15 protein-coding genes are annotated in these 14,209 nt (G+C 70.3%); 7 read left to right on the top strand and 8 right to left on the bottom strand.

Annotated features, from left to right (window positions below):
* Window positions 1–4: 4 nt before the first annotated feature.
* On the bottom strand, window positions 5–1,348 hold the full coding sequence (locus AAG565_RS03645) for a hypothetical protein (RefSeq protein WP_348818195.1): 1,344 nt from the start codon (window positions 1,346–1,348) through the stop codon (window positions 5–7).
* Window positions 1,338–2,312: an isoaspartyl peptidase/L-asparaginase gene (locus AAG565_RS03640; RefSeq protein WP_348818194.1), complete on the bottom strand. Its 975-nt coding sequence runs from the start codon at window positions 2,310–2,312 to the stop codon at window positions 1,338–1,340. The genes AAG565_RS03645 and AAG565_RS03640 overlap by 11 nt, the downstream gene beginning before the upstream one ends.
* Before the next feature lie 90 nt (window positions 2,313–2,402).
* Here AAG565_RS03640 and AAG565_RS03635 point away from each other — a divergent pair, with 90 nt between their 5' ends.
* The 4 genes from AAG565_RS03635 to AAG565_RS03620 all read left to right on the top strand — a co-directional run bounded on the left by AAG565_RS03635 (window position 2,403) and on the right by AAG565_RS03620 (window position 6,060).
* Window positions 2,403–3,053, top strand: coding sequence for a CsgG/HfaB family protein (locus AAG565_RS03635; protein WP_348818193.1), 651 nt, complete (start codon window positions 2,403–2,405; stop codon window positions 3,051–3,053).
* A gap of 29 nt (window positions 3,054–3,082) precedes the next feature.
* Window positions 3,083–3,895, top strand: coding sequence for a CsgG/HfaB family protein (locus tag AAG565_RS03630; RefSeq protein ID WP_348818192.1), 813 nt, complete (start codon window positions 3,083–3,085; stop codon window positions 3,893–3,895).
* 30 nt (window positions 3,896–3,925) lie between these two features.
* The gene (locus AAG565_RS03625) at window positions 3,926–5,314 is read left to right on the top strand and encodes a sodium:solute symporter family protein (RefSeq protein ID WP_348818191.1); all 1,389 of its coding nucleotides are present in this window, start codon (window positions 3,926–3,928) and stop codon (window positions 5,312–5,314) included.
* A 107-nt stretch (window positions 5,315–5,421) separates the two neighbouring features.
* Entirely contained in the window at window positions 5,422–6,060 is a 639-nt protein-coding gene (locus tag AAG565_RS03620; protein WP_348818190.1) for a hypothetical protein, read from the top strand.
* Window positions 6,061–6,078: 18 nt separating this feature from the next.
* Here AAG565_RS03620 and AAG565_RS03615 read toward each other — a convergent pair whose 3' ends face one another.
* From AAG565_RS03615 to AAG565_RS03595, 5 genes are all read right to left on the bottom strand, one after another.
* The gene (locus tag AAG565_RS03615; RefSeq protein WP_348818189.1) at window positions 6,079–8,160 is read right to left on the bottom strand and encodes a thioredoxin family protein; all 2,082 of its coding nucleotides are present in this window, start codon (window positions 8,158–8,160) and stop codon (window positions 6,079–6,081) included.
* 50 nt (window positions 8,161–8,210) lie between these two features.
* Complete coding sequence (locus tag AAG565_RS03610; protein ID WP_348818188.1) at window positions 8,211–9,035, bottom strand: FAD:protein FMN transferase; 825 nt, start codon at window positions 9,033–9,035, stop codon at window positions 8,211–8,213.
* Between the two features lie 76 nt (window positions 9,036–9,111).
* A complete protein-coding gene (locus AAG565_RS03605; RefSeq protein ID WP_348818187.1) occupies window positions 9,112–10,425 on the bottom strand; it encodes a DUF3570 domain-containing protein in 1,314 nt (437 codons plus the stop codon).
* On the bottom strand, window positions 10,416–10,634 hold the full coding sequence (locus AAG565_RS03600; RefSeq protein WP_348818186.1) for a DUF4266 domain-containing protein: 219 nt from the start codon (window positions 10,632–10,634) through the stop codon (window positions 10,416–10,418). Before AAG565_RS03600 ends, AAG565_RS03605 begins: the two co-directional genes overlap by 10 nt.
* The gene (locus AAG565_RS03595) at window positions 10,631–11,113 is read right to left on the bottom strand and encodes a TlpA disulfide reductase family protein (RefSeq protein ID WP_348818185.1); all 483 of its coding nucleotides are present in this window, start codon (window positions 11,111–11,113) and stop codon (window positions 10,631–10,633) included. The genes AAG565_RS03600 and AAG565_RS03595 overlap by 4 nt, the downstream gene beginning before the upstream one ends.
* A gap of 130 nt (window positions 11,114–11,243) precedes the next feature.
* On the opposite strand from AAG565_RS03595, the gene AAG565_RS03590 reads away from it, so the two are divergent.
* The 3 genes from AAG565_RS03590 to AAG565_RS03580 are packed head-to-tail and all read left to right on the top strand — an operon-like array spanning window position 11,244 to window position 13,284.
* Complete coding sequence (locus AAG565_RS03590; RefSeq protein WP_348818184.1) at window positions 11,244–11,684, top strand: DUF1499 domain-containing protein; 441 nt, start codon at window positions 11,244–11,246, stop codon at window positions 11,682–11,684.
* A gap of 48 nt (window positions 11,685–11,732) precedes the next feature.
* Window positions 11,733–12,911 carry a saccharopine dehydrogenase NADP-binding domain-containing protein gene (locus tag AAG565_RS03585; RefSeq protein ID WP_348818183.1) on the top strand — a complete coding sequence of 393 codons (1,179 nt, stop codon included), beginning with the start codon at window positions 11,733–11,735 and terminating at the stop codon, window positions 12,909–12,911.
* A 1-nt stretch (window position 12,912) separates the two neighbouring features.
* A complete protein-coding gene (locus AAG565_RS03580; protein ID WP_348818182.1) occupies window positions 12,913–13,284 on the top strand; it encodes a DUF423 domain-containing protein in 372 nt (123 codons plus the stop codon).
* On the opposite strand, the gene AAG565_RS03575 is transcribed toward AAG565_RS03580, so the two are convergent.
* Complete coding sequence (locus AAG565_RS03575) at window positions 13,274–14,083, bottom strand: response regulator (RefSeq protein ID WP_348818181.1); 810 nt, start codon at window positions 14,081–14,083, stop codon at window positions 13,274–13,276. The two genes, AAG565_RS03580 and AAG565_RS03575, sit on opposite strands and share 11 nt — an antisense overlap.
* Window positions 14,084–14,209: the final 126 nt, after the last annotated feature.

Below are 14,209 nucleotides of genomic sequence, written 5' to 3'. Positions count from 1 at the left end.
CGCGTCAGAAGAAGCGCTCCAGGCTCAGGCTGAGCATGTCCTCGTCGGCGAGGAAGCTGGACAGCTGATCGCGCGGCACTGCCGAAAAATCGCGCCACTTGAGGTTGATCCGCCAGTCCTCGCCGAGGCGGCGATTGCCTTCGAGCTGGAACACGCGATCCTGGCCGCTGCGGTCGAACAGCAGGCCACCGAGCAGCATGGTGCTGGCGATGTCGTTGAGCTGCAGCCGCAGGCCGACGAAGCCGTCGTGGTCGTAGCGCGTGTCGAGCAGGCCGTCGCGGTCCTCGTACAGCAGCTCGGCGAGCAGGCCGACGTCCCAGCCGGTGTCGAAGAAACTGGACAGGCTGTACTCGAAGCCGCCGACGACGGCATTGCTGCTGCCCTTGCCGGCCTCGCGGTGCACGGCTTCGAGCTTCCACGCCCAGCCGCCGCTGAGGTACTGCAGATCGACGCCGAACTGGCGCAGGCGGTCGTAGTACGGCACCAGCACCAGATTGCGCTGCACGTCGGCGATGATCTGCTCGCGCACCGCGTCGTCGCTCGGCAGCAGACCGAGCTGCTGCAGCAGTCCGGTCAGCGCATCGGGCAGCGGTGACTGCGGCACCTGGATCGCGGACAGCAGGTCGCAGTTGGCCTGCGTCGCGGTACCGGCATAACCGCTGCCGCGGCGCAGGCAGGGCAGGATGTCCGGATCGCGCGCGGTGCCGTCGAAGTACGACAGGCCCAGATCCAGCGCGCCGAAGCTGGCCTGGTAGCGCAGCGCCGCGTCGAGATGGTGGCGGCTGCGCTTCGACGCATAGCGCGCCTCGTCCGGCTCGACCGGATAGGGCAGCTGCGGATGGCCGCGCGCGCCCGGGAACGTACGTTCGCGCTGCAGCGGCATCAGGAACAGCTCGATGGTGCCGGCGTCTCCCCGGATGAAGGCGACGTTGAGCATCGGCTGGCCGAGCTTGGTCTCGTTATCGAGATCCTCGACGAAATCCGACTGGTTGATGATGTCCACCAGATGCCGTGACTCGGTCACCCCCCAGTAGACATGGCGCCATCCGGCGCGGAACTCGACGTCCTCGCCGATCTGCGCGTAGTACAGCTCGCGGATGTCGGCGTGGCTGCGCTCGTCGTCCTGCGCATCGACGCGGCCGAACACTTCTCCGACGATGCGCTCGCGGCCGTCGTGCCATTCATGGAACAACCCGGCCGTGGCCGCCGCCGAGGGCGACCATGCGGCGACGTCGGTGTGATAGAACCAGCGGCCCTCGGCTTCGATGCGCAGGTCCAGCTTGCTTGCGTCGGCCAGCGCGGGCCACAGCGCCGCGAGCAGCGCGGCGGTGCGCCACTCAGTCCGCATCGTCGGGGCCCACGGCGACGTGCACGTTGCCGTCCGCGCCCATCCACGCGCGGTACATCGCCGTGGAGTTGAACGGCACGGCGATGTGGCCTTCGTGATCGACGGCGATGCAGCCGCCGCGTCCGCCGAGGCGGCGCACCTCTTCGAGCCCCTCGGCGCAGGCGCGTTCCAGGCTCCAGCCGCAGTAGCTCATGCGCGCATGCACCTCGTGGCCGAACTGCGCACGGATGAAGCACTCGCCGGTGCCGGTGCAGGACACGGCCGCGCTGCGGTCGTCGGCGAAGGTGCCGGCGCCGATGATCGGCGTGTCGCCGATGCGCCCCGGATGCTTGTTGGTCAGGCCGCCGGTGCTGGTCGCCGCGGCGAGATGGCCCAGCGCGTCGCGCGCCACCGCGCCGACCGTGCCGAAGCCGCCGCCGGCGCTGTCGTCGCCGGGGACGAAGGCCTTGCCCGCGGCCGCGCCGGGATCGAAGGCTGCAGCGTGGTCGAGCACGATCACGCCGCGCGCGCGCGCCTCCTTGAGCTGGTGGAAGCGTTCCTCGGTGATGAAGTAATCGGGCGTGACCTCGGGCAGCCCCAGCTCGCGGTTGAGCGCATCGGCGCCGGCGCCCATGAACATCACGTGCGGCGAGCGTTCCATCACGGCACGCGCCAGCCGTACCGGGTTCTTCGCGCGCATCACGCCGGTGACCGCGCCGCAGCGCCGGTCGTTGCCGGACATGATCGCGGCGTCGAGTTCCGGCTGGCCGTCGCGGTTGAGCACGGCGCCGACGCCGGCGTTGAACAGCGGGCATTCTTCCAGCAGCACGACCATACGCTCGACGACGTCGAGGCTGCCGGCGCCGGCCTGCAGCATCGCGCGGCCTTCGAGGGCGATGCGGCGCAGTGCGGCGCGGTACTCGCGCGTGTCGGTGCTTTCGGCGGCGAGGTCGCCGGCGCCACCGTGTATCGCCAGTCGGATCATGCAATGAAACTCGGCAGGGTTGAGAGTTGTCGCACAGCTGGAGCGCGCGGTTTCGCGCTAACTTAGCCTATCTCGTCCGCGGAGACTGCCATGCTGCGCAAATCCCTGTTGCTGTTCGCCGCCACCCTGCTCGGCGCCTGCGCCGCGCAGCCCACCGCCACCGTCGTGTCCAGCAGCGGGCCCGGCATCCGCAGCGCACAGCAGGAGCCGGTGGACGGGCCCAAGCCGCGCATCGCGGTATCCGCCTTCGAGTTCCGCGGCGAGCGCAAGGTCGGCGAGGGCATGGCCGACATGCTCACCGCGGCGCTGTTCAACTCCAACCGCTTCATCGTGCTCGAGCGCGCACGCATCGAGGACGTGAAGGCCGAGCAGGATCTGGCCGCGACCGGACGCTTCGACGTCTCCACCACCGCCCCGACGGGACAGCTCGAAGGCGCCGAACTGCTGATCCGCGGTACCGTGGTGCAGTTCGAACCGGACTGCGCCGGCGGCTCGGTGCTGCTGGCATCGACGCGCCAGGCCTGCATGGCGATCAACCTGCGCATCATCGACGTGCGTACCGGCCGCGTCGTCAACGCGACCACCGTCGAGGGCACCTCGCGCAACACCGGCGTCGGCTTCACCTACGCGCTGAGCGATCTGCCGATCGGACTCGGTGCCTACCGCAACACGCCGATGGAGCAGGCGATCCGCAACTGCATCGAGACCGCCGTCCAGCACATCGCCGCGACCAAGATGTGAGTGTGCGCCGTTCGGCTGCCGGAACGCGGATGCGCACAGCGCTGCTGCTGGCAGCGGCACTGCTGGCGGCCTGCGCGCCCACCGCGCAGGTCAGCCGCGGGGGCGGCGCCGGCATCGAGGCGGCACGCAGCCTGGATGCGCAGGCCCGGCCGCGCATCACCGTCGCCGCGATCGTCGATCGCACGGGCCGGAAGGATTCGCTCGCCAAGGCCGTCGAGATCGCCAACCGGCGCCTGCCGGCGGAGGCCGTGCTGACTCCGCAGGCGCTCCTGTCCGGCCTGCGCGACCTGCTGACGACAGAGCTGTTCGTCACCGACCGCTTCATCGTGCTCGAGCGCGCGGCGCTGGAGGACGTGCTGGCCGAGCAGGTGTTCGAGGCCCGGACCGGCGAGACCGCGGCGCTGCCGAGCGCGACACTCGAAGGGGCTGACCTGATCGTCGTCGGTGCGATCACGGCGATCGATCCGGGCGCCGACGGCGGCGCGCTGCCGATCCCGGTGCCGCTCGGACGCGACAACGGCTTCGGCATCCTCAACGTGCGCGCCGCGCGCGGCTACATCGCGATGGACCTGCGCGTGATCGACGCACGCACCGCGCGCGTGGTCAACGCCACTTCGGTCGAAGGCCGCAACTGGCGCTACGGCGTCGATTTCACCGGCTTCTTCGCCGTCGGCCACGATCTGATCAAGGTCCCCGGCATCCTGCGCGCGTTCGGCAACACGCCGCTGGAAGGCGCACTGCAGGAGATGGTCACCGCGGCGGTCGCGCGCATCGGCGAGGCGAGCGCGCGACCGGCGCAAGCCGGGTCCACCCTTGGCGTGGAGCCCCCAGACAAGCAATAGCGTGCGCCGCGGCTGCTATCCTGCGCCGCCGTGAATCTCGTCCTGATCTTCGTCCTCGGCTACATCGTCCTGCAGCTGGTCTTCGCTGCGTGGGCGTCGAAGCGCGTGCACGACGAGAAGGACTACCTGCTGGCCGGGCGCTCGCTCGGGCCGTGGATGGCGACGTTCACGGTATTCGCCACCTGGTTCGGCGCCGAGACCTGCATCGGCGCGGCCGGCGAGGCCTACGCCGGAGGGGTCGCCGCGGTGCAGACCGATCCGTTCGGCTACGCGCTGGGCATCGTGCTGATGGGCCTGGTGTTCGCGATTCCGCTGTGGAAACGCGGCATCGTCACGCTCGCCGACCTGTTCCGCCAGCGCTACGGCGCCGGCGTCGAGCGCTATGCCGCGATCATCATGATACCGACCTCGCTGATGTGGGCTGCCGCGCAGATCCGCGCCTTCGGCCAGGTGCTGGCGGCTTCGTCCGAGCTGGGCGTCACCGTCGCCATCACCTGTGCCGCGGCCGTCGTCATCATCTACACCGCCAGCGGCGGCATGTGGGCGGACGCGATGACCGACCTCGTGCAGGGCATCGTGCTGATCGCCGGCATCGTCGTCGTGTTCGCGCTGGTGCTGTTCGCCGACGGCGGCCTCGCGCACCTCGCGGCACTGCCGGCGGCGCAGCTGCACGTACTCGACCCCGCCGTGCCGTGGCTGAAGACGCTGGAGACTTTCGCGGTGCCGGTCTGCGGCTCAATCGTCGCGCAGGAACTGGTTGCGCGCGTGCTGGCGATCCGCGACCCGCAGCTGGCGCGCCGGGCGACGACCGGCGCGGGCTTGCTGTACCTCGCGGTCGGCCTGATGCCGGTGATGCTCGGGCTGATCGCCGTGCAGTACGTCGGCGCGCTCGACGAGCAGGAGCAGGTGCTGATGCACCTGGCGCAGACGCAGCTGCCGACCGTGGTCTATGCCCTGTTCGTCGGCGCGCTGGTGTCGGCGATCCTGTCCACCGTCGATTCGGCGCTGCTCGTCGCCGGTTCGCTGGCCGCGCACAACCTCGTGCTGCCGCTGCGCCCGCAGCTGTCGGAAGCCGCACGCCTGCGCACCAACCGCATCGCCGTCGTGTCCTTCGGCGTCATCGCCTATGGTCTGGCGCTGGCCAGCGACAATGTCTATGAACTGGTCGTCGAGGCGTCCAGCTTCGGTTCGTCGGGCCTGCTCGTGATCCTGCTGTTCGCGCTGTGGGGGCCACGCATCGGCGGCGCGGCGGCCGCCTACGCCGCGATGACCGCGGGACTGGTCGTCTACGTCGGCGCCGCCCATGTCGGCGCGGCGGACTATCCCTACCTGACTTCGCTCGCGGCGGGGCTGGCGGCCTATCTGCTGCTGGCGCCGGTCTCGCGGGTGCGAAGGCGGACGCAGGTGCAGCGCGCATGAGCCGGCGCAGCGCGCGAACGGACCGTTGACCACATGTAGGAGGTATCCTACATTGGCGCCGCGTGGTGCAAGGCCACGCGCACAAGACCAATCCGGAGGGTGGAGACATGAAGCGATTTCGTACCCTGCTGTGCATCGTTTCCGCGGCATTCGTACCGCTCGCTGCGCCCGCGCAATCCGCAGCCGACTATTGGCAGCTGAGCGTCACCGAACTCGTCACCGGCACGCAGTCCGATATCGTCGTGCCGGCGACGGGCGGCAGCGGCAGCCTCTCCGTTCGCGATCCGGTGGAGACTTATCGCTTCAAGCTCGTGCCCGGGGCATCGCCGACGGCGGCCGAGCTCGCCGTGTCCGGAACCGGATTCGTGCAGCCCCTGGTGGTGCCGCTCACGATCTCGTCGGGTGCCTACACCATCGCTTCCGCGCGCCTGTCCGTGGCGCTTTCGCGCGTGTCCGCCGCCGAACTGGAGCAGCGCCTGAGTCAGGCCAGGGCGCGCGTCCAGCGCGCCGTCGAGGCGGCCCGCGCCGCCGGTCTGCCGGTGGTCGATACCACGGCGGGCGCGCAGAACTGCCCGGTGGGCCCGTCCGGCGTGGACGGCGGGCTGCCGCTGCTGCCGGCGACGATGGACGGGCAATGCTGCGTCTGCTGTCAGACCGGATCATGGTGGACCTGTGCCTGCGGGCAGATCGTGGTGGCGGCCTGCGGCAGCTGCTCCGCGCCGTTCGACGACCTCAAGACACCCTGACGCGCCCTTGCGCAGCGCTCATTCGATCGCTTCGAGGACGATCTCGGGCGTCAGCAGCTGCGGCAGCACCCGGGGTTCGCCGCCGCGGAGATAGACCAGGTACAGCGGCACGCCGTTGCGGCCGAAGCGGGCGAGTTCGGCCGTGATCGCCGGATCGGAGCGGGTCCAGTCGCCGACGAGATAGGCGACGCGCCGGTCGGCGAAGGCGCGCTGCACACGCTCGGAGTGCAGGGCGACGCGTTCGTTGACCTTGCAGCTCAGGCACCAGTCGGCGGTGAAATCGACGAACACCGTGCGGCCGTCAGCGCGCAGTTCGGCGACGCGCTCGGCCGACCACGGTTCCGCTTCCTCGTAGCGGGCGGCGCTCTGGCCGATGCTGGCGACCGGCGCGACGTACACCAGCGCGACCGCGCCGGCGAGCGCGGACAGCTTGAGCACCGCGGCGAACGGGCCGCTGCGATGCCACAGCCACAGCGCGAACGCGATCAGCACCAGGCCCATCATCACGCGGCCGGTGGTCTGCGGATCGGTCTGCCGTGCCAGCACCCACAGCAGCCAGACCACGGTCAGGTACAGCGGGAAGGCCATCGCCTGCTTGAAGGTCTCCATCCACGCGCCGGGCCTGGGCAGCAGCCGCGCCAGCGCCGGGAACCAGCCGATCAGCAGGAAGGGCAGCGCCAGGCCCAGGCCCAGCGTCGCGAACACCAGCAGCGAGATGGCGGCGGGCTGCGTCATCGCATAGCCCATCGCCGTGCCCATGAACGGCGCGGTGCAGGGACTGGCCACCACCACCGCGAGCACGCCGGTGAAGAACGAGCCGGACAGGCCGGGCTTCTGTGCCAGCCCGCCGCCGAGATTCATCAGGCCGAGGCCGAACTGCGCCACGCCGGACATCGACAGGCCCAGTGCGAAGATCACGTAGGCCATCAGGCCGACGAAGGCCGGCGACTGCAGCTGGAAGCCCCAGCCGACCGCTGCGCCGGCGCTGCGCAGCCCGAGCAGCGCGATGGCGATGGCCACGCAGGACGCGATCACGCCGACGCTGTAGGCATAGACCTGGCGGCGGCGCTCGCCGCCGTCGCCGCCGTTGTGCTTGACCAGCGCCATCGCCTTGAGCGACAGCACCGGGAACACGCAGGGCATCAGGTTGAGGATCAGGCCGCCGAGGATCGCGAAGGCCAGCACCAGCAGCAGGCCGGGTGTGCCGGCGGACGCCGCGCCGGTGTCGTGCAGCAGCGGCGCGGCACGGACGCCGGCGTCGCCGCCGACGGCCTCCACGTCGCCCGGCCGTGCCTCGATCTCGAAGGCCTGCGTCCGGCCGTCGTGCTCGATCACGACGACGCCCTCGACCGACGCCGGCGCATCGACGAAGTACGGGCTCTGCGTCTGGCTCAGGCGCAGGCGCGGACCTTCGGCGGCGAGCCGCTGCGGCGCGGCGTGGTTGACCAGATCGTTGAGATACGGAAAGAACGCGACGCGCGTCGCGCCGTCCAGGAGCGGATTTTCGATACGCAGCGAGATGCTGTCGCCGGTGACCGCGAACTGCGCCGGCCAGTCGCGCGCCGGTACCGGCAGGGCGCGGCGCGCGGTGGCGAAGCTGGGCGCCCAGTCGGGGTCCGGCGCCGGGTTCGCGCTGACCGGCAGGCGCAGGCTCAGCTCGGCCTTGCCGGGGATGCAGATGTCCTTGCACGCGAGCCAGCTCGCGGTGGCCGCGAGCGTCAGCGGGCCGGAGCCGGCATCAGTGCCGACGCCGATCTGCACCAGATGCAGGGTTTCCTCGGCGTAGCCGTAATTGGTCAGCTCGCCGAGCGTCTCGGTGTGCGGGTAGGGCCACTGGATCTCGCCGGCGCTGACGCCGGGCGGCAGGCGCCAGTCGAGCCTGGTCGGGATGCCGGAGTCGCCGGGGTTGCGCCAATAGACGTGCCAGCCGGGTTCCGGGCGCAGGCGCAGCGCGACCCAGTTGTCGCCGGTCCTGAGACTCGTGTGTTCGGCGATCAGCTCGGCCTCGACCTCCGGCGTGCGCACCGGCTCGGCGTGGGCGAGGGATGCCGCCAGAGCGTTGGTCAGCGCGGCCAGGGCCAGCAACAGGATGCGTTTCATGCAGGATCGCGAATGGGATGGGGCGATAGACCGCGTGCCGTCCGTGGGGTTCACCACCAGACGGCGGCGTCGGCGCCACAGGATCGCAGATAGTCCTCGGCCTGTGGGCCGTGCAGCAGGGCCAGCGTGGACAGCACGCCGGCTTCGGTGCAGCTCGATGCGCGCACCGTCACCGTGTGCGGCCCGCCGGTGACGGCGCGTCCGCTGCGTGGATCGAGCACGTGTGGATAGCGTACGCCGTCCTTGAGCAGGTAGCGATGCGCGTCGCCGCTCGACGCCAGACCGCCGGCGCGTAGCGTCATCAGCGGGGTATCCGCACGGCCCGGGATCTCGACGCCGACCTGCCAGTCGGAGCCGTCCAGATGCGGGCCGCTCGCGGCCAGGTCGCCGCCGCAGTTGACCAGCACCGGCAGCGGTGTCTGCGCCCTGAGCAGCCCGAGCGCGCGGTCCACCGCGTACTCCTTGCCGATGCCGCCGAAGTCGATCTCCATGCCGGCCGGCATGCGCAGCCATGGCGACTGCCAGTCCACCTTCTGCCAGCCGACCAGCGGCAGGATGGCATCGATCTGGCGTGCGTCGGGCACGCGGTCGGAGCCGTCGAATGTCCAGATGCGGCGCAGCACGCCGCTGGTGACGTCGAACAGGCCGTCGCTGAACTGGTACAGATGCTGCGCGTAGTCGAGGAAGCGCGCCGTTTCCTCGTCCACCTTGACCGGCTTGCCGCCGGCGGTGTTGATGCGGTGGACGATGTTGTTCTTGCGATAACGGCTCCAGTGCGCCTCGATGCGCCAGACCTCGGCCGCGGCCAGATGCGCCAACTCGGCGGTCTGTGCCGAGCTGGCGCCATCGATCAGCACCTCACAGGGCGAAGCCATCGCGCGGAAACGTCCGGCGTGGCAGCGTCCGTGCAGGTGGGCAACGCCGACATCGCGGCCCTTCACGTCCGACGGGTCACCACTTGAAGCGGTACCCCACCGTGAACATCACCGCGCTCAGATCGGGCTGCAGGTCGAACTTCGACAGGCCGTCCGCGGCCTGCGCCGGCACGCCGGTCAGCTTCGACTGCTGCTGGTACCACTCCAGGCGTGCGCTCCAGTCGCTGCCGCTGTTCAGTGTGCCGCCGAGCTTGACGCCGGCGGTCCATGCGTCGAAGGCGCCCAGACGCGGATCGGCGCTGGCGTGCGCGACGGTCTGGTCCTCGCCGTCGTAGAGCGCGACGCGGTAGAAGTCGGCGGCGGTCTGGGTGTACCAGCGCAGGTGCGGTTCGAGGTAGTGGTGCGCGGCGAAGTTCCAGCGATAGGTCAGGTCGATGGTGCTCGACGCGATGCCCCAGTCGTCGGTCATGTAACGGTAGGACGCATCGACCACGTCGCGATTGAACGAGAACAGCTTGTAGCGCGCGAACAGGGCATGCTTCAGGCGGCTGTCGGGCCGCGACTCCCAGACGTAGTAGTCCGGCTCGCCGTCGCTGCCGACCACGGAGAGCAGCTTGTACGGGTCGTTCTGGTAGCCGCTCGATGCCGACAGCGAATAGTTGAGCTGCAGCAGGCTGCGCGGGCCCAGCACCTGGGTCAGGCCGAGCACCAGATCGGTGACGGTCTTGCTCTGGGTGCGACCCCCGCCGCCCTCGTTCTCGCCTTCGCCCTCGCCCTCGTCGTCACCGCCACCGCCGCCGCCGGTGGCGACGCGCGTCAGTGGCTCGGGGGCGCCGCCGACCGGATCGATCTGGTCGGCCTCGACGCTGAGGCCGACGCTGAGCGTGGTGTTGTTCTGGAACAGGTCGTGCGCGTAACGCAGGTTGGCGCCGGCGGACAGGAAGTCGTACTCGCTCGACACCGTGCCGCCGAAGCCCAGCGTGCCGTTCGCGCTGACCGGGAAGCTGTAGTCCAGAACGCCCTGCACACGGGTGTCCTTGAAACGGTCGTCCAGCGGTGTCTCGAACGCGGGCGTGACGCTGGCACGGCCGCCGCCGGATGCGCCGGTGAAGGTCTGCGGCGTCGATGCCGGCGTCGCGCCATTGGGCGACGCGCCGGTCAGCGAGTCGAACACCAGCTTGGCGGAGAAGTAGCGCTCGCCGCCCAGGTCGAGGGTGCCCTTGACGACCGGCTCGATGGCCTGCACGCGGCCGCCGCTCTCCGAATAGACCAGCACCGCACTGTCGATGTCCCAGCTGCGTCCATCGGCCTGCGCGCCGCCCGCCGCCGCCGTGCCGAGCAGTGTCAGCGTCGCTGCGGTCAGCGATTGCCGCCTGTTCTTCAGTTGCATCCGCAGCCTCCGCCGCCGAAGCCGCGGCCGCCGCTCGAGGCTTCCTTGCTGAAATAGATGTGGTCGTCGAGTCCGGCCAGGACCGGGTCGGCATCCACCTGCATGTCGGGACGCGCCAGTGCGCTGCGCTGCCAGGGTTTGGCGCCGATGCTGCTGCACGCCGACAGCGCGAGCGCGACGACGGTGATCAGGAGGGTCTGCCGCTTCATGGCGTGGCTCCGGCCCGGGCGGCGCCGGACAGCGCGCGCGTGATCGCGGCCTCGTATTCGGCGATGTCGCCGTTGCGGAAGCCGGAGTGCAGGTGCACGAGCGCACCGTTTTCGTCGAGGATCAGCGAGGTGGGCATGCCGGGGATGTCGTAGTGCGCGGCGAGTTCCCCCTTGGGATCGCGCAGGATCGCGAAGCGCGCCGGGTGGCGCTGCAGGAAGCGGTCCGCGTCCTTCTGGTTCTCATCGACATTGACGCCGACGACCACCAGACGGCTGCCGTACTTGTCCTGCAGCGTGTTGAGCCAGGGGAAGGACTCGGCGCACGGTGCGCACCACGACGCCCAGAAATCCACGTAAACGACCTTGCCCGCGAACTGCTTGAGCGCCTGCGGCGTGTCCTTGCCGCCGGGCGGCGCGGCCAGCGCCAGCGCCGGCATCAGCAGCAGGCCGACGAAGGCGGCCAGGAAACCTCTGCGCATGAAGACTCCGGGAGTTTGGCTATGCTGCATACCTTGCCTGTGCGATCGTTAACGAAAGGTCAATGCGGGCGTCGCGTCGCGGCCGCTCGGGCCCGTCGCGGCGCCGGCCGTCGGATTCGGAGAGTGTTTCATGACCGTGAAACCGCTGGTACTCGGAACGGCGTGTGTCCTGCTCACCGCCTGCGGGATGGGCGCATCCAACCTGCGGCCACAGGGCGAGGTCTTCGCGCCCTGCGAGAAGGCGCACTGCGTCAGCTCGCAGCAGCCGGGCACGCGCTATGCGATCGAACCTCTGCGCTATGCAGGCAGCCGCGAGGCGGCACAGGCGGCACTGCTGCGCGTCCTCGCCGGGATGCCGGGCGCACGTATCGAAACCGCCAGCGGCGACTATGTGCACGCCACGTTCACGAGTCCGATCATGCGTTACGTGGACGATCTGGAGCTGCGCTTCGCGGCCACCGAGCCGGTCGTGCACGTGCGCTCGTCGAGCCGGCTCGGCTACTACGACTTCGACGTCAACCGCAAGCGCGTCGAAGCGCTGCGCAGGTCTTTCGCGGCCACCCAGGGTTGAGAGGGACACGGGTATGATCGGCTCCCCGCAGCCAGCGCCCGGATGCCCATGGCCAAAGCCCGCGAGTTCGACATCGTCCTGTTTGGTGCGACCGGTTTCACCGGCCAGTTGACCGCCGAGTATCTCGCCCGGCACGGCGGCGAGCGCCTGCGCTGGGCGCTGGCCGGCCGTAGTTTGGAGAAGCTCCGGCTGGTGCGCGCGCGCCTGACCGACCAGGTTCCGGCCTGCCGCGCGCTGCCGCTGCTGCAGGCCGACAGCGGCGATGCCGGTTCGCTGCGCAGGCTCGCAACGGCGGCGCGCGTGGTCATCTCCACCGTCGGTCCCTATGCGCGCTACGGCGAGCCGCTGGTGCGCGCCTGCGCCGAGGCGGGAACGGACTACGTCGATCTGACCGGCGAGCCCGAATTCGTCGATCGCATGTGGCTCAAGTATCACGACCGCGCGCGCGAGTCGGGCGCGCGCATCGTCCATTGCTGCGGCTTCGACAGCATCCCGCACGATCTCGGCTGCTGGTTCACCGTGCAGCAGCTCCCGGAAGGCGTGCCGATTCGCGTCGAGGGTTTCGTGCGCGCCGGCGGCGAACTGTCCGGCGGCACGCTGCACTCGGCGGTCACCGCGTTCTCGCGTCTGCCGGAGTATCTGCGCGTCGCGCAGGCGCGCCGCCGCGAGGAAGGCCGGCCGCTCGACCGCAACATCGGCGCGATCCACCACGGCATCCGCCACCTTCCGGAGCTGGGCACCTGGACGCTGCCGATGCCGACCATCGACCCGCAGATCGTGCGGCGCAGCGCCGCGGCGATGGACCGTTACGGACCGGATTTCCGCTACGGCCATTTCCTGCAGGTCAAGAAGCTGACGACCGCGCTGCAGCTCGTGGCCGGCGCCGGTGCGCTGCTCGTCGGCAGCCAGTTCAAGCCGACGCGCGAGCGCCTGCTGGCGCTGCGCCAGCCGGGGGACGGACCCAGCGCGACGACGCGCGCGAAGGGCTGGTTCCGCGTGACCTTCCTCGGCGAAGGTGGCGGCAAGCGCGTCCGTTGTGAAGTCAGCGGCGGCGATCCGGGCTACGGCGAGACGTCGAAGATGCTGGCTGAATCGGCGCTGTGCCTGGCCTTCGACAAGCTGCCGAAGACCGCCGGTGTGATCACGCCGGCCTACGCGATGGGCAATGCGCTGATCGAGCGCCTGCAGCGCGCGGGCATCGCGTTCCGCGCCGTCGGCGCGCACTGACGTGGGCAAGGTCTTCCTGGTCATCGGCGCGGCCTACGGCCTGATCGGCGTGGCCCTGGGGGCGTTCGGCGCGCACGCGCTGCGCGCGCGTCTGCCCGCGGACCTGCTGGCGGTGTGGAAGACCGCCGTCGAATACCAGCTGGTGCACGCGCTGGCGCTGCTCGCCGTCGGCCTGCTGCTGCGCCAGCACGGCAGCGCGGGCCTCCTGCAGCCGGCCGGCGCCTGCTTCGCCGGCGGCGTGCTGCTGTTCTCCGGCAGTCTCTATGCGCTGAGCCTGAGCGGCGTGCGCGTGCTCGGGGCGATCACGCCGCTGGGCGGCGTGCTGTTCCTCGCCGGCTGGGCGCTGCTGCTGCTGGCCGCGCTCAGGACCTGAGCGCGCGGATCAGCGCTTCGCGGACTTCCTCGACCGCCTGCGCGCGCGTCTCGCGGATCGCCCGCGCCAGCTCCGCGGCGAACTGCTCGTGCGCCGTGCGCAGTTCGTGTTCGAACTGCCGGCGCAGGGCGTCGAGCTGTTCGGACTGCTGTTGCAGCAGACCGTCCTGCTGTTTGCGCAGCTTGGCCAGCTCGGTGCTGAGCCGCCGTTCGATCGCGGCCATGCGCGATTCCATCGCGGTGATGCGGGCGTCGAGTGCTTCGGCGGCCTGGACGCTGTCTTCGGCCAGGCGGTCGAGCTGTACGCGCAGACTCTCGGTGGCGGCCGGCGTCGCACGCAGCTCCACTTCCGCTTTCCCTGGCGCCGTTGCCGGGGTGGCGGCAGGCGCGACCGGCGCGGTCGCCGGTTCGGGCGGATGCGCGATTGCGATCGCCGATTCGATCTGGTCGAGCACGCGCTGCAGCTGTTCGGGCGTCGGCGGCTTCTGCAGCACGTCGGCGGCGCCCTGGCCGCGCGCCTCGGCGACGAAGGCGCTGCCTTCATTGGACGAGCAGATGATCACCGGGATCGCGGCCGTGTGCGGATCGGCCTTGAGATGGCGCAGCGCCGCGAAGCCGTCCTCGCCCGGCATCACATGATCGAGAAAGATCATGTCCGGCGTCTGCGTCGTCAGCCACTGGTAGGCGGCCGATGCGCTTTCCGCGGTTTCGACCTTGAACGCGTGGCTCTCCAGATGCTTGCGCAGCGCGAAGCGCGCAGAGCGGGAGTCATCGACGACCAGTGCTGTCCGCTGGGTCATATCCGCCTCGGCTGATCCGTAGCTGTCCTCCGCGCGAATCTAGCAGCCTGCGCCGCTGCCGCACACCCGGGCGGTGCGCGCGGCGGGTCGCTGGCGGGGGATTCCACCCGGTGGGCGTGTCGGAAA

This window comes from Fontimonas sp. SYSU GA230001, from assembly GCF_040066175.1.
In the GTDB taxonomy this organism is placed as follows: domain Bacteria; phylum Pseudomonadota; class Gammaproteobacteria; order Nevskiales; family Nevskiaceae; genus Solimonas.
The sequence above is the reverse complement of the archived record's forward strand: the minus strand, read 5'-3'. Positions and strand labels throughout refer to the sequence as shown.

What these genes read in the sequence shown, in the direction of transcription:
- AAG565_RS03645 (WP_348818195.1), bottom strand. Translation starts at nt 1,348, where the DNA reads ATGCGGACTGAGTGGCGCACCGCCGCGCTGCTCGCGGCGCTGTGGCCC.
- AAG565_RS03640 (WP_348818194.1), bottom strand. Translation starts at nt 2,312, where the DNA reads ATGATCCGACTGGCGATACACGGTGGCGCCGGCGACCTCGCCGCCGAA.
- AAG565_RS03635 (WP_348818193.1), top strand. Translation starts at nt 2,403, where the DNA reads ATGCTGCGCAAATCCCTGTTGCTGTTCGCCGCCACCCTGCTCGGCGCC.
- AAG565_RS03630 (WP_348818192.1), top strand. Translation starts at nt 3,083, where the DNA reads ATGCGCACAGCGCTGCTGCTGGCAGCGGCACTGCTGGCGGCCTGCGCG.
- AAG565_RS03620 (WP_348818190.1), top strand. Translation starts at nt 5,422, where the DNA reads ATGAAGCGATTTCGTACCCTGCTGTGCATCGTTTCCGCGGCATTCGTA.
- AAG565_RS03615 (WP_348818189.1), bottom strand. Translation starts at nt 8,160, where the DNA reads ATGAAACGCATCCTGTTGCTGGCCCTGGCCGCGCTGACCAACGCTCTG.
- AAG565_RS03610 (WP_348818188.1), bottom strand. Translation starts at nt 9,035, where the DNA reads ATGGCTTCGCCCTGTGAGGTGCTGATCGATGGCGCCAGCTCGGCACAG.
- AAG565_RS03605 (WP_348818187.1), bottom strand. Translation starts at nt 10,425, where the DNA reads ATGCAACTGAAGAACAGGCGGCAATCGCTGACCGCAGCGACGCTGACA.
- AAG565_RS03600 (WP_348818186.1), bottom strand. Translation starts at nt 10,634, where the DNA reads ATGAAGCGGCAGACCCTCCTGATCACCGTCGTCGCGCTCGCGCTGTCG.
- AAG565_RS03595 (WP_348818185.1), bottom strand. Translation starts at nt 11,113, where the DNA reads ATGCGCAGAGGTTTCCTGGCCGCCTTCGTCGGCCTGCTGCTGATGCCG.
- AAG565_RS03590 (WP_348818184.1), top strand. Translation starts at nt 11,244, where the DNA reads ATGACCGTGAAACCGCTGGTACTCGGAACGGCGTGTGTCCTGCTCACC.
- AAG565_RS03585 (WP_348818183.1), top strand. Translation starts at nt 11,733, where the DNA reads ATGGCCAAAGCCCGCGAGTTCGACATCGTCCTGTTTGGTGCGACCGGT.
- AAG565_RS03575 (WP_348818181.1), bottom strand. Translation starts at nt 14,083, where the DNA reads ATGACCCAGCGGACAGCACTGGTCGTCGATGACTCCCGCTCTGCGCGC.